The following is a 20097-nucleotide window of genomic DNA, read 5'->3' on the forward strand; positions in this document are numbered from 1 at the left end:
AGCATGCGTAAGAGTACGGAGAAGCTTATGAAGGTAACGATTTTGTGTTCCGGTTTCGGATTGGGCTTTTATACCCCTGGCTTGCTGCTGCAAGCAGGTCTTCGCAAGCTGGGCATGGATACGGCGATCCATGTATTTGAAAATGTACTGCCAGAATCGGCCCGTCTCAAGGTCGACAAAAGTCGGAAAGCTTACCATGACAATTTTGCAGTGGCCTTAATGTCGCAAAAGGTTCCGCAGGATATGCGTCATTCACTGGACCCCGCAGCGATGGAAGTACTGCTGAACCAATGGATAGAAGAGGATCGGCGGTATTTTATATGCTTATCCGGTCATTGGATGTATGTACTGGAGGAGTATCGCAGGCGCAGAGAGCCGGAGTCGGTGTATGTGGACATCGTGTATATGGATTCGACACCTTCTCCTTCTTGGAAAAATCTAGCCAAGCATCATCCGCATTTTGCTGATGGCTGTGGAGAAACGACCCTGTTTGAAAATGATAAAAATAGAGTCAGCCACTATATTGACATCCCAGCAGTGGAGCATATCCCTTTTGAAGCACGGCAATCCCGCTTATTCGTACATGGCGGCGGTTGGGGGATGGGCACCTACCGTGAGAAGGTTGGACGGTTGGCAGAAGCGGGCTGGGAACTGGATCTGCTGCTGTATGATCAGGATCAGCCAGATGAACAGCGGGACAGTATACGCTATTTTCGGATGGACCCGCAATGGAGAACATGGCAACGAAATGAAGCCGGGGAGCATACATTTCCACCTTTCGGAGAGGTGAAAATGGGTGAGGAAACGGTGTATCAGGTCGGACCGGATTACCATTGCATGCTGGACCGAGCATGTCATGCCCAGGCCATTGTCAGCAAGCCCGGTGGCGGCAGCCTGACCGATTCGTTCGCTACAGCTACTCCGTTGATTATGCTGGAGCCGTTTGGTGTGCATGAGAAGCATAATGCGGATCTATGGGAACGTCTGGGGTTAGGCATGCGCTACGAGACGTGGATTGGAACCTATGGCGCCAGTGCTCAGATTCTGGAGGAAATGCATCGGAGGATCGTAGAGCTGCGCAGTCGGACGCCGCGTTATATAGAGTCCTATGTGAAGAGCATTCAAGTGCCATCAGGAATGGAGCAGGGATCATGAACGCGGCCGCGGCTGCGCAAGAACCTGCGATGCCAGATATTCGCTTTGGGATCATTGGCTGTTCTGCCATTGCCCCTCGTGCGTTGCTGGAACCGATCCGACATGTTGCAGGAGCACGCGTGACCGCGCTTGCGAACCGTACGGTTGCCAAGGCGGAAGAAATGGCAGAGCGTTATGGAGTCAATGTCGTTTATCAACATGCTGAGGATATGTTAAAAGACCCAGACATCGACGCTGTATATATTGCGCTCAGCAACGATTTACATGCTGAGTGGATTGGCAGAGCCTTACAAGCTCATAAGCACGTGCTGGTGGAAAAACCGTTATGCCTGAATACGGCTGATCTGGCTCCTTTGGCAGCTATCGTCGACCAGTGCAACGCTTATCTGCTGGAGGGAGTCATGGTGCAGCATCATCCCTGGCAACGTGAGCTGCGCAGAATCGTAGAATCGGGTCGCTATGGTCGCTTATGCTCCATAGAGACGAGTCTATGCATTCCGGCAAAAGAAGGGCATGCGGACAATTACCGATCCCGACCGGAGCAAGGCGGGGGCTGCTTTTGGGATCTGGGTGTGTACTGGCTCCAATTGCTTCAGGCCGTCGTTGGATTGGAGCAGGCGGAATTCCACAGTCAATCGGATTTCGATGGCCCCCATGGCTGTGACTGGACATTTCGTGCACAAGCCCGTTACCCAAGCGGACTAGAGGCATCTGCCCTCTTCTCATTTGAGCGACCTTATCGCTGTGCTCATGTACTGACCTTTGATTCGGCAGTAGTCACCTTAAAGGATTGCTTTCGGGCGAATTTAGGCTTTTATAAAATGACACTCAAGACGGAAATAAAGAAGGATATCGCGGTGAATATAACAGATACGGCAGCACAGTCCTTGTTATCACAGACATCCTCGCATAGCAAAACGGTTTTTGAGCCCATGAACTATTATGTCAATCAGTTGGATGCCTTCTGCAGCATCATCCGGGGTGAAACGGAGCCCATTCCATTTCATGAGGCTGCTGAACGCGTCAGACTGCTGGCAGCTATTCATCAAGCAGCACGCTCAGGCGAGGCGATCTATGCCATATGAGTATGATTGTGGTTTTCAATCGGTGAAATTCGAGTAATACCAAATACAGAGTATCCAAGCAAAGAAAGGAGGGATTCGGCAGATGGATCAAAAGGATCAAGTCTTACTGGAGCGATTCGGCGAGCATCCGACACCCTTTTATTATTATGATGGGGACGCGCTGCATGCTCACGTCAGCTCGTTGCTGGCCCGGTTACATCCGGCCGTGCGTGTACATTACGCGCTCAAGGCTAATGGTAACGTAGCCTTGGCTGGGTTGCTGCGCTCGTTAGGTTGCGGTGTGGAAATTGCCTCGGCTGGAGAAATGTTCGTCGCCATGGAGGCCGGGTATGCTGCGGAGGATGTGCTGTACGCTGGGCCGGGGAAAACGGTAGCCGAGCTGCGCGAGGCGATAGCCTGTGGGATCGGCTGCATCCATGTTGAATCGGTGAGAGAGCTACGTCTACTGGAGGACATTGCTGCCCAAACAGGCGTGTTTGTCAGAGCTGCGGTTCGAATTAATCCCGATAATGACCTGTCGGGAGCAACGATTAAAATGGGCGGTGTTCCGCGCCCTTTTGGAGTCGATGAAGGGCAGCTGGATCACTTTTTTAAGGTGCTGGAAGATTGCCCGCACGTATATTTTCAAGGCATTCAAGTGTATACAGGTACGCAAATGCTGAAAGCGGATCAGATTTTAGCTTCATTTGCGAATACCTTGCAGTTGGCAGAACGGGTGCAGGCTCAGTATGGTGTGGCGATGCATACGGTCAATTTGGGCGGTGGGTTTGGTGTACCTTATTTTGCTCATGAACAGCCGCTCGATATGGATCACGTCATTGACGGACTCAATGCACTCGCGGAACAGACTCGATCCAGTATGCCCGGGGTTAGGCTGATCATTGAAAGCGGCAGGTATTTGGTCGCTCAATCAGGCATGTATGTCTGCCGGGCGTTGTATACCAAGGAATCCAAGGGAGAGAAGTTTGTCGTGGCTGATGGCGGCATGAATCACTACGTCTCAGCTACCTTTCGGGGACGCCGCTTAAGGGACAATTACCCGGTGCGAATTATGCGCAGACAAGTGGGAGAAGAGGTTTCCACGGCGCTGGAGACGGTAAGCATTGTCGGTCCGCTTTGTACACCCGAGGATTGTATTGTGAAAAAAGCGGAGCTGCCCCCGATTCGCGAAGGCGATTATATTGCTTTTCCGAACGCAGGAGCCTATGGATTAAGCTACAGCCCATTATATTTTTTGGGACATGCTACTCCAGCGGAACTGCTCGATTATCGCGGGGAAGTGCATGTCATTCGTGAACACGGTGATCGCACGGACCTGCTGCACCATCAGCGTATGATTGCGTTGCCTGAGGATGTGATGTAAGTATGTAAAAACGCCAAAATCATAGGAGCCGATATCCATCGGACCTGTGATTTGGCGTTTTTTACATTTTCAGCATTGTAGTATTGACTTAACGTGCTTTGGAGCTGCGTATTTCCTGACGGACAAGCTGCCATACCATAAAGATCAGCACAAGGGCTTGTGGGACAAATGTTTCCCAAGTTGGATACATTCCCAACCAGCTAATAGAAGGAAGCGAGGACGCAGTGTGTCCCGGCAGCTTGCCTGCCACCTGAAGGGAATGAATACTTTCGCCCAGAAATCGGAATACGAGATAGTAGATCAGTATAGTGGCGGTCAGGAAAAAGGCGCGAATTGGCAACCTTACACTGAACTTGATGATCGCTAAAGCAAGGACGACCAGTATAACCGTTGCTGAGCCAATACCAATCAGCAATTGCGAGGTTTTAATGGCCGGAGCCATACCGATATAAAAAATAGCTGTCTCGGCTCCTTCACGTAGAATCGCGAGCGCAGAAACCGCAAAGAGTGACCATAGGCTGCCCCGTGCCAGCGCATTGCCCACGCTGTTTTCCACAAAGCGGTTCCACGCAGCAGCATTGGATTTGCTATGCAGCCAGTTACCGACCGTTAGCATCAGTACAACTGCTACCAGCCCGGTGACACCTTCCAACAGCTCACGCATGCTGCCCGATGCAGCAGCTGTCACCAACGAGGTGAACAGCACCGCCAGTATTCCGCTTAGCACCAGTCCTGTACCAGCTCCTGCCCATATCCATCGTCCAGCCACAGCTTCGCCGCTTTTTTTGGCATACGCGAGCAGAGCTGCGAGCACGAGAATGGCCTCCATGCCCTCGCGCAGCAAAATCAGTGCGGCATCCCATGCAGTATAAGAACGTTCCTCGGTCAACGGACGGAGCCTGTCCAGCATCTGATCAAGAGTCTGCAAGGCTTTATCCATATTCGGTGGGGAAGACAGCAGATATCCAGAAGTCTCGGTCATTTGATTTTCAATCGCAGTGTAAGACGCCGGATCGGAAATTTGTACATGTCCTTCGACAGAAGGCCATGTAGCGATAAACTGACCTACCTTGTCTGCGGCCTGCTCTGGCTGATTAGCTACAACATCTTGGCGTGCGGATTCGAGCAGGGTGACTGCATCGCCGAGGGAAGCTGTTGAACCATTCGCTGCTCCGGCAGCGGCATTGCCTGCATCTGCCCCTTGATCTGTGTTCACAAGTTTGCCCTGACTATAATCAGACAGCAGCGTCGTTAACTCCTGCATTTCCTTGAGAGCCTGTGCTTGACGTATGGGCTCTGCTTGCATAGAGATGCGAATAAGGCTGATTTTTGTTTCAAGCGAACTGTATACCGAAAAATGGTCCAGACGAATCGGGGTCTCCACCTGATACCAGGCTTTAACGATTCGGTCGTAATCCACCCGCGCAGCAGCCCAATCGCCTTTTTGCATGGCAGCCAGACTGCCCTTCGCCATAGGAAGCAGTTTTTCCGCTGCTTTAGCTCCGGCGGGAGCCGGTTGATCTCCTTCGGCAGCAGTCACAAACTCATTGACCGAGCGCGCCAGCACGGATAACGCAGCTTTCGCTGAATCCCCGCCGCCATGGGCAAGCGCCTCTTCTGCATCGGTCAGAGCTTGATCTACAGCCGCGATGTGAGCTGAATCCCCGCCATTTGCTTTGGCGGCTTCCCATAAACCACGGAATTCCTTTAGGTCCTTGGAGGCTTCCGTCCATTGGTCTTGTCCCGCCTCCACCAGTGCTCCGCCGACCACAGGCATCAGCTGATCATTAGAGACAGCTTTAGCATTTGATTGTGCGAAAGCAGCGGACCTGGAGCCGGATATGAAGGGAGTTACTGTCAGCAGCAGAGCCGCCACCAGCACAAACACCCACCCCAAGCTTTTATTGCGCCGATTCATATAAATCCCCTTCCTTGCCTGCTGCTAAAATAACGTATCCCCGATGTAGCCGCCTTGCGACACACCTGGGAAGCAGGCGAACACTGCGCTGCCTTTGTGTACAATGTATTCGTTCAGCTTGTCATTACGTGCAAGCTTCTCCTGAATGTGAACGAACTGCTTGAACAGATCACGCTGGTAGCTGATGAACAGCAGTCCGGCATCGAGCTGTCCTGTTTGTTTGTCTAATCCGCTTGAATAGGAATAAGATCTCCGCAAAATATTAATGCTCCCGTTCCCATGAGCCAATGCCACATGAGAGGTAGGGGGCGTAAGCGGCTTGCCTTCAGGGCTTGTAGCCGCCAGATCCAGCTTGTCAAACTCTTTGCTTTTGCCCAGTGGGGCACCGCTGCTGCGATGGCGTCCAAAGGTATCCTCCTGGTCACCTAATGTTGAACGATCCCATACCTCTACTCGCATACGAATACGGCGTACAGCCATATAGCTGCCGTCGCCCATCCATGCTGGTCCGTCATTGGTCTGTGTCCACACCAGCCGATTCATCTCGTCTGCCTTGGACGTGTCCGGGTTTCCCGTGCCATCTTTGAAGCCGAGCAAATTGCGCGGTGTGCTGCCCGCAGGATCAGCTTGTGCCGTCCGCTGGAAACCTTCCTGCGTCCAACGGAGTACCGCCGTTCCTCTGGCGATACGCGCCAAATTACGCAGGGCATGGAAAGCTACCTGCAAGTCATTGGCACATACCTGCACTCCGATATCACCGCCGCACCATTGCTCATCCAGGGCGTCTCCCTGAAAACGAGGCAACTCACGGAACCCGGCAGGCTTGAGCCCTGCCAGGCCATACCGTCCATCAAAAAAGGAGGGGCCCACCCCAAAAGTGATCGTCGTCCGGGACGGAGATAATCCCGCTGCCTCGCCCGTATCGGAAGGAGGGAGGTTGATATTTTCATTATCGGTGCCAAGCAGCACACCAGAAGTCATTGTAGCACTTGCTTCCGTCCAGGCCTTGAAGAGATTCCGCACCTGTTCCTTGTCGGGGGTTGTTAGATCGAAAGCGGCGAAACAGATAAAATCTTGTGCCGGAGTTACAATTCCCGCCTGATGTTTGCCGTAAAAAGGAACTACATCTTTGGTATCTGCCTCCGTCATCATGCTTTCGAGGCGTTGACTGGCTGACAGCACAGCGCCCACGCCCCCGCCGCCAAGCAGTAGACCTAATCCGCCTACCCCGGCCAGCTTCAATAGATCACGGCGTGATACAGATTTGCCTTTTCCTGATCGCTCATCATCCGCTGGCTGAGCATCCTTTTCTGTCAGATCAGACTGTTCATTACGGGATTCCGCATACTGCGACTTTTCTTGTCCTTTTTGCCGCTTAAAGCCTTTCATATCATTACACTCCTAACAATTTCCCCATTTGGGACAACGGTTCTGCCAAAGCATCAAGGTTCTGGCTTAGCTTTTTAATTTCTTCCGGTTTCAGTTTGGTATACGATACATAGCCTTCGCCGTCTTTGAAAGGAGCCAGCTCCTGCTGTAAGGCTGTAAAGCGCTCACCAATTTGTTTTTCCAACGCCGCGTCTTTTTGGTTCAGATCTGTTTTCAAAATGTCATAAATCTTTTGAGCACCTTCTACATTGGCCGCAAAGTCGTACAAGTCCGTATGAGAATAACGCTCCTCTTCACCCGTTACCTTCGAGGTAGATACTTCGTTCAGCAACTCGACTGCACCTGTTACCATCAAGCTGGCATCAATGTTAACTGTTTCTACTTTGGCACGCAGCAGCTTGGCATCACTCAGCAGGCGGTCGGAAAACTCGTCCAATCCTTTGGTGGTGTTTTCTTCCCATAATGTTTTCTCAATACGGTGAAATCCGCGCCAATCCGCTGCATCCACGTCACCGTCACGAGCGTCAATATTCGGGTCCAGATCGCCTAGTGCTTCCGCAATCGGTTCAATTCGTTCATAGTACATACGCGCTGGAGCATACAAAGCCTTGGCTTTATCCAGCTCGCCAGCTTTGACTGCGTTCGTGAATTCTTCTGTCTTTTTCACAAACGTATCACATTGCTCGGTTGCATAGGTACGGTAAGCCGCAACCGCTTGATCAAAATTGGGAGCAGTCGCCGCAGGAGTCGTGGTCTGTGTTGTTGCTCCTGTATCTTTGGATGTTGCAGCAGGCTGCTGATCCGCAGTTCCGGCTTGTCCGCAACCTGCAAACAGAATAGAAGAGACCAGCACTCCGGCCGGTACGGCATAACGTAGTTTCATAATCAATGAACACCCTTTCTGGCCAAACTGGCCCTGAACCATAGTCTGTAGCGCGATCTCTATAACGAATTATCATTTTTGATAATGATTATCAGTCGCATTTTTTCTTATCATAAGGCTGGCCTAAATGCCTGTCAATACATATTTTAGACACAAAGTTCAACTCGTCATTAAAGCTACAAGTAAGGTGCCTATGCCCATTTTTATCCGCACATTGAACCATACCTGAGCACATGACATAAAATGTGTTGACTGTATCCCTTAACCTTGTTACACCACACAAAACCCGAGCAAGGAGGGGTGAAATTGACGAAGGGTAACGACCAGAAAAACAAGTTTTTGTTAACTCACCGTGAACGTGAAGTATTTGAACTGCTCGTGCAGGACAAAACAACGCGTGACATCGCCGGACAACTATTTATTAGTGAGAAGACGGTGCGTAACCATATTTCCAACGTAATGCAGAAACTGAACGTAAAAGGTCGTTCACAGGCGGTCGTAGAATTAATCAGGCTTGGCGAATTAAAAATCTGACCTCTCGTTCCTTGCGGGGTACAAAGTCTTCTCGATGATCCTTCAACAATGAAGGGTGGTCGGGAAGGCTTTTGTTTTGATCATGCTGAGGATATGACGAAAAAAACGATTAAACCGCTGAAATATGTGGGAATTTGTGTATAAGTGGTGTACTATATAGATAAGGAAGAAAATACCATGCGTTTTCCAATAAGTTATATGAATAATTGAGGTGGAAGCTGTACCACAAAGTTGTATTTAGATAGAAATGCATCTGGTGATAGTCTAAGAATGAAATACAAATTAGCATGACGACAGGATGGAAGTTGAATCGGGTTTTTGCTTAGGACTACCTGTGGTATATTCTTGATCGGAGGTGAACGATAAGACATATGACACCCAACCAACACTCAATGACTTACACGCTGAACAGCGGTATAAAGGGAACAGTCGACCTATCCAGTAAACAGGTGCAGGAATGGATTAAAGCATATCGAATCGGCAGCAAATTTGTAACAGTTGTGGGCAAACAATATTTTGGTTTAAACCCTGAGTTGGTAGCAGATTTCAAGGTACATAATGAATACTCGGAGCAGAGAGAACACATATCCATGATACAGCCTGTAATGGAACGTAAAGCTGTAGATCTGGACCCACTGGTAGAAGCGTATAGTCAGTATAAAACATTAATTCAGGTAGAATGTAAATGTGGTGCTTCCTACATAGAAGAATCACCTCATAAGAGAACCAAGTGGTCATGCAAGGAATGCAACAATATTGTGTTCCTGGATCGTAAAAAGGGCATGGTGGATACGAATACAGGCAAGGCCTGGTACATGACCAACAAATACTATGTAGAAAGACAAAGCAACTGACAGATTGTCAGTTGCTTTTCTAACAGACTCGCACGCGTCTTTATATGCTTTTCACCATATATTAAATCCATACTTGGAAATGCTACTATATCTTTTGCCAAATAATAAAATTGATGTTTTGTACGCTTTGTAGTACATTATCAAGTGTATTATAAGGAGGCTTCTCATGTACGGACATAGACAAGATGATACTTTATACATCATGACTTACACATTAAATAGTGGTATCAAGGGCACGGTGCCTTTGTCTAATCAACAGATACAGGAATGGCTTGAGTGTTACAGAATCGGCAAGAAATTTGTAACCGAGATTGGCAAAGAGTACTTTGGACTGCATGCGGAACTGGTGGCTGACTTTAAAGTGCACAATCAGTATTCAAGCTATCAGGAGGTCATTATCCCGATTCAACAGCCGGATACTGGCTTAAGAGAGCTGTCTCAAGCTTACAAATCAACAGAAACCTTAATTAAAGTAGATTGCAAATGTGGTACATCGTATGTAACAGAATCCCCCTTCAAGCGGACCAAGTGGTACTGCACCAAATGCCGGGAGATTGTTTTTCTCGACAACAAAAAGGGAATGGTTGATACTTCTAGAGGCAAGGCTCATTATATGACCAATAAGTATTTTGTGGAACGGGAAACAACTGGCGTATAAGCCGGTTGTTTTTTTGTTCATAAGGTTTGTATACGTTCTGATTTTTTAAAACCGATTGCGCTACAGTGAAAAAGGGGAAAGATAAACCTTAAAATAAACGATAGTCAGGTGGTGAACGTCATCCGGGAAAATCGTACGAATGGTGCAAGAAACCGCATCAGCACGAACAATGTGTACATAAACGAAACGCTTCATTTGGAACAAATCATAAGTGACCTGCGTGTGATGGGCTATGTTGCCTTTCATCATCAGCCGCAAATTGCAGGTGAGCCTTATGAGCTGGATGAGTTAAAAAAGCAATTACTGTTGTTTTTTCAACAGCACCATGTATTGTGGATTGAGCTTGATCCGCTAACGCAATATGTGGTGGTGAATAACATGGGGAAGGCCACCGTGCTGAAACTCATTGGCCGGAAAATAAATCCGCTACGTGATCGGAGAGCGAACGCTGCTTTGGCGGGGCAGCCACTGCATGAGCTGGATCGGGAGATAGAACGGCTGAATCGGCTGGTTCACCTGTTGCGCTACACTCGTTTTCCTTAAGCGACGGCATTAACGAAAAAAAGCATTCACGAGCATGCGTAATCACATGCTGTGAATGCTTTTTGGTATGTTATTTTTTACCGCATAAGATGAGTAAATCTACGGTGACATACGGTAAATCTATTTCCTGCATTCGCTGCCAGTCTGCTTCCGTAGCTCCCCACGATAAGGGAGTCATATGGAGCAAAGGCTCCACAAGGTCGGCATTTAGCATAAAGCGATAGGTTACTCGTTCGGCGGATAGAAGATTAAAGCTATCTTTAAACCGGCTTAATATATTGTCATTTGAATAAGTTGGCTTTTTCTGTTCATACAAGCATCTCAATTCCTGAAGATAATATGGTTCGGGAATGACCTTTAGAATGCAGCCATCCTCCGAAAGAATCCTTTTAAATTCAGCATAATTGGAAGGGGATAAAATATTGAGTATACCGTCAAATTGTTGATTTGCAAATGGGCAATGAGCCAAATCGGCAACACACCAGAGGGCATGAGGATATGCTTTGGCTGCGGCCACAATACCTTCTTTAGACAGGTCCATACCTACGCTTGTAAGCTCGGTGATTCCCTTCCAGGTAAGCTTATCCTGAATGTGGCTCGAAGGGGAACCTTCCCCGCAACCTGCATCCAGCAAGTACAGATGTGATTTTTGATCGTACAGGGGTTTCATAAACTTCATCATCGTGCAGCTTATGGCTTCATTTAAAGGATCAAAAAATCCGCTATTGCACATCATTCTTCTGGAGTTAAATAGTTGTTTATCATATTTGGTTTTATGGGATCGGGCGGATAAATGTAAATACCCGTGTTTTGAAAGATCATAGCAATGCTGATTCATACATAGGAGGCTTTTACCTTCCACCATACGCATGGGTTGAGAACATACAGGACAACTAAAAAGATGTTGATGCTTCCTGATCAGGCTAGCCTTCATCTCGTGTTTATTCCATTTGGACATAGAAAAGCACCTCGTTCATTCGTATTGGGTGAATGAAAAAAGGCACAGCCAAATAAACCCAACCCATTTTTCGAAAAAATGATTGAGTTTTCATGAACTGTACCTCACATTACCGTAAACGAATGAACTGAATAATCATATTGTGCAGCGCTCCTCTAAAAAAATAGAAAGGGCTTTCGCCCTCTCTATTGTAACTTAGCCATTAGAAGTTGTCATATGCTTACACAGATTTCAAAAACTCCACAATCGTCAGCAGACCCTTGTCGAAATTCTCCAAATTAAAATGCTCGTTTGGTGCATGCAGGTTTTCATCTGGCAAGCCGAAGCCCATCAATACAACTGGAGCACTCAGCACACGGGAGAAGGTTTCCACGATCGGAATGGAGCCTCCATCCTTGGTAAAGAGGGCACGTACACCGTATACCTTCTCAAAGGCATCCGCTGCTGCTTGTAAAAACGCATGTGACGGGTCGATGTTAAAGGCGTTCGCTTTCTCACCTTGTTGAATATCCAGAGTAGCTCCTGTCTGAACGTGTGCGCGTAAATGGCGCTCAATTTTGTCCAGAATATCTTGCGGATTCTGATTAGCTACCAAGCGGCATGTGATTTTAGCGTGAGCTTCCTTCGGAATGACCGTTTTCGTACCTTCACCCTGGAAGCCGCCATATACGCCGTTCAGTTCCAGTGTAGGACGAGCCCCAACACGCTCGACGAAGCTAAACCCTTCTTCGCCATAGAGCGAATCAAGTGCAAGATCTTGTTGCAGCTTGCTCTCATTGAAGCCTTGCTTCGCGAATTCTTCTCTCATCTCTGCCGATAATGGAGCAACATCGTTGTAAAATCCTTCGACGCTAACGCGGCCTTTGTCATCATGCAGGGTTGCCAACAGGGACACCAAAGCATGCAGGGCATTCGGCACACCGCCACCGAAGGAGCCGGAATGCAGATCCGTGTTCGCCGTGTGAATGGCGACTTCTAGTGAGCACAGTCCGCGCAAACCTGTGCAAATCGCAGGCTTCCCTTTTTCGATCAGAGAGGTGTCAGACACCAGTACAGCATCGGCTGCTAGGCGTTCAGCGCCGGTGTGCAAAAACTCAAGCAGGTTCGGACTGGACACTTCTTCCTCGCCTTCAATGCAAAACTTGATGTTCAGCGGCAATTTGCCTTCCTGCTTCAAAATGGCCTCAACCGCCTTAATGTGCAAGAAAACTTGCCCCTTATCGTCTGTCGCTCCGCGCGCATACAATTTTCCATCGCGAATGGATGGCTCAAACGGTGGCGTTTCCCACAGGTGAAGCGGGTCCACAGGTTGCACATCATAGTGTCCATACACAAGGATGGTTGGTTTGCCAGGTGCATGCAAATGGTCTGCGTACACTAACGGATGGCCTTTGGTTGGAATAATTTCAACGTTTTCCAAGCCTGCAGCAGTCAGTTTGGCCGCCAGCCATTCGGCTGCTTGATTAATGTCTTTTTTGTGCTCCGATAATGCGGAGATACTCGGAATGGACAGCCATTCCTGTAGCTCGCCCAGTTGTTGTTCTCTGGCTTTTTCAAAATATTCAGTATAACTCATAAACTATGTATCCTCCTTTTAAATGTAAATCGTTTTTATATTGCGCTATCCTCCGAACCGAGGTTGTGGACGATATGTCTAGTTTACTACGTTTTATGCTGAACGAAAAATAGGGAGAAAAAAAACGATTCTGCCCGGGTCTGTACAGACCTGAGTAGAATCGCCTTTCATCATGAATAGGATGTACTTATGCCCGGATGTCCAGATGACCCCCAAGATGCGGTTGTACGCTTTTTTCCATCATCTGTACCAAAGCCTGTCCTTGTTCACTGGCCTGATCCTTAGCCATACCCAATACCTTCACACTTACGGCTTGAGCCAAGCTGGCCTGACTCATACCTGTGGATAATGCTGCGATATCCATGTTCCATCCTCCTTCATTTTGAAAATTCGCTTTCTCTGTATTTATCGGTAGGAATGGTTATTTTGTTTCATCCAATTGGAATTGTGTCAGTAAATCTTGAAGCTGCTCTGCCAGACGGGTCAAATCTGCGGCAGACGAACCGATCTCTTCCATGGAGGCGAGCTGTTCCTCTGCGGCTGCGGACACGGTCTCTGTATGAGATGCTGCTTCTTCAGCGATGCGTGTAATTTCCTCCATGCTGCTAACGACTGCATTCGTTCCATTGGCTACTCCCGCGGTAGAAGCAGCCACGTTATCGAGCTGCTTCGCTGATTTGGCTACTGCTCTACGGATGCGCGAGAAGGAGCGACCGGATAGATCAATGGAATTGATCCCTTCCGTTACGCGTTCCTTGGCAGATTCCATAGCGACCAGGGCTTCAGATACACCGCTCTGTATCCCTTGAATCTGTTCACGAATTTGCTGTGCGGAATAAGCTGAGTTTTCAGCCAGCTTGCGGACCTCTGTTGCTACGACAGCAAAACCTTTGCCATGCTCCCCAGCTCGTGCTGCTTCAATAGAAGCGTTCAGTGCAAGCAGATTCGTCTGGCTAGCAATTTCCGTAATGACGGTGACGATCGTCCCGATTCGTCCGGAACGGTCACTCAAAGCGCTGACAATCGTATCGAGCTCTTCCACGGTAGTGCGAATTCCATCGATGGAGATGACACTGTTGCCGATATGCTCACTGCCTGCATCCGACGCCTGAATAGCTTGGGCGGAATAAGTGGTCATTTCTGCCATGGTGTCGGTCATAGCTGTAATGTCAGCAGACATGCCGCTAACTCGTTTCTGATTATCTTTAGCACTGTCCACCTGACGTTCGCTGCCGGCAGCGACATCTTGAATGGCTATGGTCACATGCTCGATGGCACGGGTCGTTTGTTCTGCACCTGCGGCAAGTTCTTGCGAGGATGCTGACAAATTACCTGTCATTGCTTGAATTTCTCTAATCATGTTACGCAGGTTATCCACCATTTGTTGGAAATATCTTGATAACTCGCCAATTTCATCTGTGCTGTTCGTAGCCACATTAATCGATAGATTACCTTGGCTGATAGCATCCATAGAATTACGCAATCTATGGATGGGTTTAAGGATACTGTTGATCAGCCACATTGCGAGCACACCAATGATGATGGCTGCAATGACCAACACTACGATTGTCGTGAGAAGAATAGGTTGGGCGGAGGCACGGGTTTCTGATTTGTCCATCGTTCCGGCAATTTTCCAGCCTGTCAGCTCATTGGTTTTGAAAATCAGATGTTTAGCTACACCAGCGGCATTGAAATCGAAGCTACCCTCCTTGGAGGTAAACAATTCAGGCGTTTTTTCTCCCATTTCGGTACTCCCGCTGACTGCTGTCGGGTGGGTAACGATGCGTTTGGTACTATCAAATATCACAATATAGCCATTTTGTCCGATTCTTAGCTTTGTGATTTCTTTTAAATTATTCAAATTCAGAGAAAGACCGAGAACACCGCTGTTGTCGGGAAGTGTACGTGAAATATACACAACGGGGACCTTGGCCGTATTGAGCCCGACAGGGCTGATTACGGTTTGACCGGGTTTCTCCATGGCCTGCTTATACCACGGACGTTCCCGAGGATCGTTTGTGGAGCCTACGGCTTTGCCAATAATAAGTTTACCTTCGGGAGTTCCTACAAACATATCAACAACTTCCGCATGCATTTTCAAATACACTTGTAATCTTTTTAGAATGGCATCATCTGCTTCAGCGCTGTTATCACTAGCCGTCAACGTTGTGGAGTAATATTCAAGATCAGCTAGTTTGGCTTGAATCGTTTGAGTAACTGCGCGATCAGCTGCAGTCACGCTAGATGTTGCACTGTCCAGTAATTGGCGATCTGTCTGGTTATACGCTGCCTGATATGAGAAAGAGCCCACAATAATACTAGGAACAAGCATGACCAGCAGGAAAGCTGCTGTCAATTTCTTGCGTAGTGTTAATGTTTTCAGTCGTTTCAGTTGTTTCATCTAACCCCTGCTTTCTAACTATATATTCATTTCAAAAGCTTATACCATATGTATTTACTATCGGTTTTTTGGAGCTGAATTGATAGATTTATTGCTAATTTGTCCAATACGTCAAAGAATTGCTTGCATAGCATGGAGTATCTTGCAATTTGGAGGGATAAGGTATGGGTTTTTTTCTGGATATGAGAAGCTCCACCAATTCATCAAAAACAGGTGAGGGCCCCGATATTCAATTGGGGCCTGTACCAGAGCGATTCGGTATGATTACGCTGCGAACTTATCTTGTGCCGAGTCCGATTGTGACTTTTAGTGGTTCGATTGGTCTGATCGGTGAGTTTGGTGATACGTATGCGGTTGAGATTGTACGTGGAGCTAACTATGATCCGAACGAGGTAGTCTACCGCGCTGAGGGGGTATTGGGCGTGAATGGAGCTAATGAAACGCAAGCTTTTAATGCACAGGATTTGTCCGCTCCCTGGGCCATACAAACGGTATATTCTTCTTATATTTCCGGTGTTTCGACTACTGTCCGCAATGGTCCGGAAGTATTCACGGGTATCGCTTCAACTCCGTTTTTGTAAAATATATCAGACAAGTATTCTCCGGTTCAGAGCTCGCTGCCTGTTCATGGTTTTCCTATGATTAGGCAGCTGCGCTTTAAGCCTAGCAGCCACAGCCTGGGGTAGACATTTGCCGCAGGCTTGTGGCTGTCTGTACTCCTTACAACACCGAGAACATAAATGATATGGTTGTTGTGATTACTTCATGGTGTGTACAACAGAGTTGATTTGCTTTTACGGGCTGCTAATTCTTTAAAATTTCTTGCAAATACTGAGTCAACTCGTCTGCCGCTTTGGTATGGGCGAGGAGTCCGGGATGGCTGCGAGATCCTATCGTTTCTTCTGTCGTGTTGGGCAGTTGGAATACGGACACACTGCGATCCCTCGTTTTTTTCTTGTACGCATCGACCGCCCGATAGATCGCTGACATCATCGGAGTACCAAGCATCCCATAGGCCCATACAATATGGGCAGTAGGATTGCAATTCCGAAGCTTGACAAGAAAGCGTTCGGTAGCGTTTTCAAAAGCTTGTACGTCTTCTTCATTAAATGTGCCATCCTCATTCAAACGTTGCTTATACACTTTCCCACTTACTGGGTCTGTCCATGCTGGAGAATAAAAGGCTCCACCGTCATTAGTCCCTAAGTTCACTACGACCACGTCCGGTTGCCAAGAGGTAAAATCATGATCGGCAAATGCTCCTAATGCTTCATTTCTCTCTCCGATGAGCACACCGCATATTTGCTCATAATATGCCGGTATGTTCCCATGTGGATTGTTATCCCAGCTTGTTAGCACACCCCATCCGCTTTGTGAGAATACTCGGTAATCCGCATTCAGTGCCTCGGCTGTTATGGCTGTATAATTGCGTAGAGCCGTGAACAGCATAGGAACCCAGTCGGTCTCCTCCTTCGCTCCAATCGTTCCTTCTCCCGAAGTAATGCTGTCCCCGACAAACTCTACTTTGAGGGGCTTATTAGGGACCGGCAGCAATTCTCCGTCAACCTTTAGGGCATGAATTTGCAACAAGCAGCGCGGGTCCGAGCTCATAGGCTGGGCATCCTTGACGAGACGGACATTTTTGACCGTGTCAGAGTTCAATCCTCTCAAAAGACAGATCCAATGCCGACCAGCGGTCACCATCAGACGACTCATCGGGACACCATTGATGACAATACTGATCCAGGGCTCATACACCTGATAATCGGCTTCTATTTCAATCCATAGCTCTGAGCCTTTCATATTTAATTCAATGCCGCTGCCTGTCCAAAATAGAGTAAGAGGTGTAAGTGTTGGCGTAGTTCGGCCATGAACCTTTACATGCTTTGCTTTTGCAAGTGGAAATGTCTTCAATCTCTTGTTATGCGACATATTCAACATCCTCCTCATAATCTCGAATGAATGCTAGTTTCTGTAATATTGTAAAAGAAGTGACAGGTAATCTCAAATCTATTTTTAAGTAAGTTTAGAACAGCAATGGATAGCAAAAAGCACCAGCAGGTTTCATTTTGCTGATGCTTTTTTTGATATACGGAGCCCCAATAACGAAGTTGATTCTTTTCAGACTATTACTTTCATTCTTTAATTAGCTTTGCCGAACATGACGATATTAATCGCCTTGCCGAAGTCTATACCTACTTTGCCAGTTAATTCTGCTGTTTTTTGCGCCAATACCACTGCATTGACACCACAAGAGAACAGCGCAATATCAAAGTCATCTTTGTGTGCTGCGATCCACCCGAGTGTTTCCGGCATCTGTTCATATTGATGAAATGCGATCGTGTGCGCGATATGCAGCCCGTACGGCTCGGCTTCAAGAACAGGCTTTACTTCAGCGGCTGTCCGGGTTACCAGTAAAATGCGTCGATTTTTCAGGATGTTCCAGAAAGCGGGTGTCTCCGCCAAATATCGATTCAGGCAGGCATGGCAAGTCAGCGCGGGAGAAAGATCATAGTGAGCAAAAACCTGATCGGTCAGCTCCCGCTTCATATAGGATGGTGCTTTAATAGATTCGTCAGCATAAGGCAAAATGCCAGCTATGCTGGCTTTGCTCACTGCCTCTGCCACTGCGTCTCGTAGTTCCGTATTCGGCAGAAATAGTCCCTTTTGGCCGAGATTGGCTTTGACTGCCCAGCGTTCCTGTAACACCTTTTCCATCGGCCAGACGGTATCTTGAGCCAATACCAAATTTTCGCCATCTCCAATACGTATGAGTGAGAAGGGCTGGTGCTGATCGAGTGCTAGCTTCAAACGTTTTAATACCTCGTCAATCTCCAGATATTTTGGATATGTCATATCTTGTTTCCTCCCTGTCAGTCCTGCTTGTTCGACTTTTCAAATAGAGTAAAAAACTTCGTATTCTATCATATGTCGAAAGTAAAAAGGTTTTTGTATGAACGGCTATTCTTTTTCGATTCTACCTATTTTTGCAAGAGTTGTTGCATCTGTACGTGCCGTTTCAGGAGCGTCTTCATAACTTGAGAGAAGACGGATGAAAGGGAGGAAGTTCAATGAATCGCAAGATTGTGATTGAAATTAACTTTAATAACTATGGGATGAATCCCAACCGCCTGACACGTGAGTGGATTAGCGAGCGATTGGATATATTCAGAGCCTTTACACTGCGGAGTCTGCTCAATCAGACAAATACGGATTTTTTATCTGTCGTCAAGCTGGCGGGTGGATGCAGCGACATTGTGGAAGAGGAACTGGCCCAACGGGAGCCCATTCCTGAGCACATCCGTTTTGGTACGAGCATCGAAAGTAAACGTCGTATCAATGCGTACATCGAAGGAGCGGACGAACTGCTTATTGCTCGAATAGATTCCGACGATTTGTATCACCAATCCTTTGTACAACAGTTGCATGATTACAAGTTTCAACCGGATACGGTTGCGCTGGTAAATCAAATGGGTTACTTGTGGGATGCGGTTGAGGGGCAGATGGCACCTGTGTTTCACCACTCGCCTTCCTTTTATGTGTTCCGCTATCAAGTAGAGGAATTTCTGAATGATTACCGTGTCGTTATTCCTGGGAAAGGCACACACGGATATGTAACGGAGCTGCCGCATGAGGTGATTCCGCTTCGCAACTATGTGAATGTCATTCATGCCGCCAATACATCGGTGAAAAAGGTGCCGGCAAAGGATCGACTCTCAGAAAATGAAATGAACGCGGTGCTGGCTGAATTTTTGGGCACAGGCATTGCCAATTCGTAACCGTCAGGAGGAGATTATATTGTTCAAAGGAAAAAAACTGCTGGTGACCGGAGGAACGGGATCTTGGGGGCAACGCCTGACGGCTGAATTGCTGAAGGAGGAGCCGACAGAAATTCGTATTTTCTCACGCGGTGAATTTGCACAGATTGCCATGGAGCGGCAATTTCAGTCTGATCCCCGGCTAAATTTCATGATTGGAGATATTCGGGACCTTCAGGCATTACGGGAGGCTTGTCGCGGGGTAGATTATGTGTTCCATTTGGCAGCATTAAAACATGTCCCTGTGTGTGAGAAACAGCCGGAAGAGGCTTTCAAGACGAACGTACATGGTACGGAAAATGTGATTCGGGCCAGCATAGAGCAGGGAGTCGCCAAGGTCATTGATGTCTCTACAGACAAGGCGGTAGACCCGGTGAATGTATATGGGATGACGAAGGCGATTGGCGAAAGATTGATGATCCGCGCCAACGCCTTAAGTGAACGTACTCGCTTTGTGTGTATTCGCGGCGGCAACGTGCTCGGAACGAGTGGAAGTGTCGTGCCTCTGTTCAAGCGCCAGATCGCGGAAGGACAGGATTTAACGCTGACGAGCCCAGATATGACACGTTTCTTCCTCACGCTCGGAGAGGCGATTGGCTTACTGCTGAAGGCTTCTGTTACGGCGATTGGTGGAGAGATACTAGTCATGAAAATGAAGGGTTGCAATATTGCGGATTTGGCAGAAGTGATGAAAGAACAGGCGGGGCAGCCTAAGTTAAAAGTGAAGGAAATTGGTATACGTGGTGGGGAAAAGCTACATGAGGTGCTGATTTCGCCCTATGAGGTGCCGCACACGTATCGCTATGATGATCGTTATTTTGTTATTCTTCCCCAGCAAGCAGACAAGCGTTTGTTGAGTCAATATGGTGGATTGGAGCGGGTGAACTTCGAACAATATCGCTCGGACGATGAGTTAATGGATCGCGCTGGAATTGCTGAGTTACTGCAAGGTATGGAGTAAC

General features: G+C 47.8%; 19 protein-coding genes and 1 pseudogene. 10 read left to right on the plus strand and 10 right to left on the minus strand.

What is annotated here, in order from left to right; all coding sequences use genetic code 11:
• Nucleotides 1-3 precede the first annotated feature (3 nt).
• From MMB75_RS18040 to MMB75_RS18050, 3 genes are all read left to right on the plus strand, one after another.
• Entirely contained in the window at nt 4-1155 is a 1152-nt protein-coding gene (locus tag MMB75_RS18040) for a hypothetical protein (protein WP_016818504.1), read from the plus strand.
• Entirely contained in the window at nt 1152-2240 is a 1089-nt protein-coding gene (locus tag MMB75_RS18045; RefSeq protein ID WP_016818505.1) for a Gfo/Idh/MocA family protein, read from the plus strand. The genes MMB75_RS18040 and MMB75_RS18045 overlap by 4 nt, the downstream gene beginning before the upstream one ends.
• Nucleotides 2241-2322: 82 nt before the next feature.
• Entirely contained in the window at nt 2323-3603 is a 1281-nt protein-coding gene (locus MMB75_RS18050) for a type III PLP-dependent enzyme (protein WP_016818506.1), read from the plus strand.
• Between the two features lie 88 nt (nt 3604-3691).
• Here MMB75_RS18050 and MMB75_RS18055 read toward each other — a convergent pair whose 3' ends face one another.
• The 3 genes from MMB75_RS18055 to efeO are packed head-to-tail and all read right to left on the minus strand — an operon-like array spanning nt 3692 to nt 7793.
• A complete protein-coding gene (locus MMB75_RS18055) occupies nt 3692-5521 on the minus strand; it encodes an FTR1 family iron permease (RefSeq protein ID WP_045244858.1) in 1830 nt (609 codons plus the stop codon).
• A gap of 24 nt (nt 5522-5545) precedes the next feature.
• On the minus strand, nt 5546-6910 hold the full coding sequence (gene efeB, locus MMB75_RS18060; protein WP_016818508.1) for an iron uptake transporter deferrochelatase/peroxidase subunit: 1365 nt from the start codon (nt 6908-6910) through the stop codon (nt 5546-5548).
• Between the two features lie 4 nt (nt 6911-6914).
• A complete protein-coding gene (efeO, locus tag MMB75_RS18065) occupies nt 6915-7793 on the minus strand; it encodes an iron uptake system protein EfeO (protein WP_016818509.1) in 879 nt (292 codons plus the stop codon).
• Nucleotides 7794-8099: 306 nt separating this feature from the next.
• Here efeO and MMB75_RS18070 point away from each other — a divergent pair, with 306 nt between their 5' ends.
• The 4 genes from MMB75_RS18070 (at nt 8100) to MMB75_RS18085 (ending at nt 10382) form a co-directional block, all read left to right on the plus strand.
• A complete protein-coding gene (locus MMB75_RS18070) occupies nt 8100-8327 on the plus strand; it encodes a helix-turn-helix domain-containing protein (RefSeq protein WP_013372773.1) in 228 nt (75 codons plus the stop codon).
• A 371-nt stretch (nt 8328-8698) separates the two neighbouring features.
• Nucleotides 8699-9181, plus strand: a complete 483-nt coding sequence (locus MMB75_RS18075; protein WP_016818510.1) for a hypothetical protein — start codon at nt 8699-8701, stop codon at nt 9179-9181.
• A gap of 166 nt (nt 9182-9347) precedes the next feature.
• Nucleotides 9348-9839 (plus strand): hypothetical protein, encoded by a 492-nt coding sequence (locus tag MMB75_RS18080; protein WP_013372771.1) that lies wholly within the window; start codon nt 9348-9350, stop codon nt 9837-9839.
• 108 nt (nt 9840-9947) lie between these two features.
• Nucleotides 9948-10382, plus strand: a complete 435-nt coding sequence (locus MMB75_RS18085) for a hypothetical protein (RefSeq protein ID WP_016818511.1) — start codon at nt 9948-9950, stop codon at nt 10380-10382.
• A gap of 70 nt (nt 10383-10452) precedes the next feature.
• On the opposite strand, the gene MMB75_RS18090 is transcribed toward MMB75_RS18085, so the two are convergent.
• The 5 genes and pseudogenes from MMB75_RS18090 to MMB75_RS18105 all read right to left on the minus strand — a co-directional run bounded on the left by MMB75_RS18090 (nt 10453) and on the right by MMB75_RS18105 (nt 15317).
• Entirely contained in the window at nt 10453-11052 is a 600-nt protein-coding gene (locus tag MMB75_RS18090) for a methyltransferase domain-containing protein (RefSeq protein WP_225164801.1), read from the minus strand.
• Between the two features lie 132 nt (nt 11053-11184).
• Nucleotides 11185-11340, minus strand: a pseudogene (locus MMB75_RS26150) (putative RNA methyltransferase); the annotation flags it as partial.
• A 220-nt stretch (nt 11341-11560) separates the two neighbouring features.
• The gene (locus MMB75_RS18095; protein ID WP_016818513.1) at nt 11561-12916 is read right to left on the minus strand and encodes a dipeptidase; all 1356 of its coding nucleotides are present in this window, start codon (nt 12914-12916) and stop codon (nt 11561-11563) included.
• A gap of 187 nt (nt 12917-13103) precedes the next feature.
• Nucleotides 13104-13280, minus strand: coding sequence for a YjfB family protein (locus tag MMB75_RS18100; protein ID WP_016818514.1), 177 nt, complete (start codon nt 13278-13280; stop codon nt 13104-13106).
• Between the two features lie 57 nt (nt 13281-13337).
• Entirely contained in the window at nt 13338-15317 is a 1980-nt protein-coding gene (locus tag MMB75_RS18105; protein ID WP_016818515.1) for a methyl-accepting chemotaxis protein, read from the minus strand.
• A gap of 164 nt (nt 15318-15481) precedes the next feature.
• On the opposite strand from MMB75_RS18105, the gene MMB75_RS18110 reads away from it, so the two are divergent.
• Nucleotides 15482-15898 carry a hypothetical protein gene (locus tag MMB75_RS18110; protein WP_016818516.1) on the plus strand — a complete coding sequence of 139 codons (417 nt, stop codon included), beginning with the start codon at nt 15482-15484 and terminating at the stop codon, nt 15896-15898.
• A gap of 223 nt (nt 15899-16121) precedes the next feature.
• On the opposite strand, the gene MMB75_RS18115 is transcribed toward MMB75_RS18110, so the two are convergent.
• Both MMB75_RS18115 and MMB75_RS18120 read right to left on the minus strand, forming a co-directional pair.
• Complete coding sequence (locus MMB75_RS18115) at nt 16122-17249, minus strand: SGNH/GDSL hydrolase family protein (protein WP_019688457.1); 1128 nt, start codon at nt 17247-17249, stop codon at nt 16122-16124.
• A gap of 210 nt (nt 17250-17459) precedes the next feature.
• Entirely contained in the window at nt 17460-18173 is a 714-nt protein-coding gene (locus MMB75_RS18120; protein WP_040103003.1) for a GT-D fold domain-containing glycosyltransferase, read from the minus strand.
• 215 nt (nt 18174-18388) lie between these two features.
• Here MMB75_RS18120 and MMB75_RS18125 point away from each other — a divergent pair, with 215 nt between their 5' ends.
• Both MMB75_RS18125 and MMB75_RS18130 read left to right on the plus strand, forming a co-directional pair.
• On the plus strand, nt 18389-19096 hold the full coding sequence (locus tag MMB75_RS18125; protein ID WP_277509534.1) for a glycosyltransferase family A protein: 708 nt from the start codon (nt 18389-18391) through the stop codon (nt 19094-19096).
• Nucleotides 19097-19115: 19 nt separating this feature from the next.
• The gene (locus tag MMB75_RS18130; protein WP_016818520.1) at nt 19116-20096 is read left to right on the plus strand and encodes a polysaccharide biosynthesis protein; all 981 of its coding nucleotides are present in this window, start codon (nt 19116-19118) and stop codon (nt 20094-20096) included.
• Nucleotide 20097: the final 1 nt, after the last annotated feature.

Origin of the sequence: Paenibacillus sp. P2(2022), from assembly GCF_029522175.1 — a bacterium.
GTDB lineage: Bacteria > Bacillota > Bacilli > Paenibacillales > Paenibacillaceae > Paenibacillus > Paenibacillus polymyxa.

Excerpts from the sequence above, each read along its gene's own strand:
- MMB75_RS18040 (WP_016818504.1), top strand. The coding sequence starts at position 4 with ATGCGTAAGAGTACGGAGAAGCTTATGAAGGTAACGATTTTGTGTTCC.
- MMB75_RS18125 (WP_277509534.1), top strand. The coding sequence starts at position 18,389 with ATGAATCGCAAGATTGTGATTGAAATTAACTTTAATAACTATGGGATG.
- MMB75_RS18100 (WP_016818514.1), bottom strand. The coding sequence starts at position 13,280 with ATGGATATCGCAGCATTATCCACAGGTATGAGTCAGGCCAGCTTGGCT.
- MMB75_RS18110 (WP_016818516.1), top strand. The coding sequence starts at position 15,482 with ATGGGTTTTTTTCTGGATATGAGAAGCTCCACCAATTCATCAAAAACA.
- MMB75_RS18055 (WP_045244858.1), bottom strand. The coding sequence starts at position 5,521 with ATGAATCGGCGCAATAAAAGCTTGGGGTGGGTGTTTGTGCTGGTGGCG.
- MMB75_RS18045 (WP_016818505.1), top strand. The coding sequence starts at position 1,152 with ATGAACGCGGCCGCGGCTGCGCAAGAACCTGCGATGCCAGATATTCGC.
- MMB75_RS18120 (WP_040103003.1), bottom strand. The coding sequence starts at position 18,173 with ATGACATATCCAAAATATCTGGAGATTGACGAGGTATTAAAACGTTTG.
- efeO (WP_016818509.1), bottom strand. The coding sequence starts at position 7,793 with ATGAAACTACGTTATGCCGTACCGGCCGGAGTGCTGGTCTCTTCTATT.
- MMB75_RS18105 (WP_016818515.1), bottom strand. The coding sequence starts at position 15,317 with ATGAAACAACTGAAACGACTGAAAACATTAACACTACGCAAGAAATTG.
- MMB75_RS18075 (WP_016818510.1), top strand. The coding sequence starts at position 8,699 with ATGACACCCAACCAACACTCAATGACTTACACGCTGAACAGCGGTATA.
- efeB (WP_016818508.1), bottom strand. The coding sequence starts at position 6,910 with ATGAAAGGCTTTAAGCGGCAAAAAGGACAAGAAAAGTCGCAGTATGCG.
- MMB75_RS18115 (WP_019688457.1), bottom strand. The coding sequence starts at position 17,249 with ATGTCGCATAACAAGAGATTGAAGACATTTCCACTTGCAAAAGCAAAG.
- MMB75_RS18080 (WP_013372771.1), top strand. The coding sequence starts at position 9,348 with ATGTACGGACATAGACAAGATGATACTTTATACATCATGACTTACACA.
- MMB75_RS18090 (WP_225164801.1), bottom strand. The coding sequence starts at position 11,052 with ATGAAACCCCTGTACGATCAAAAATCACATCTGTACTTGCTGGATGCA.
- MMB75_RS18095 (WP_016818513.1), bottom strand. The coding sequence starts at position 12,916 with ATGAGTTATACTGAATATTTTGAAAAAGCCAGAGAACAACAACTGGGC.
- MMB75_RS18050 (WP_016818506.1), top strand. The coding sequence starts at position 2,323 with ATGGATCAAAAGGATCAAGTCTTACTGGAGCGATTCGGCGAGCATCCG.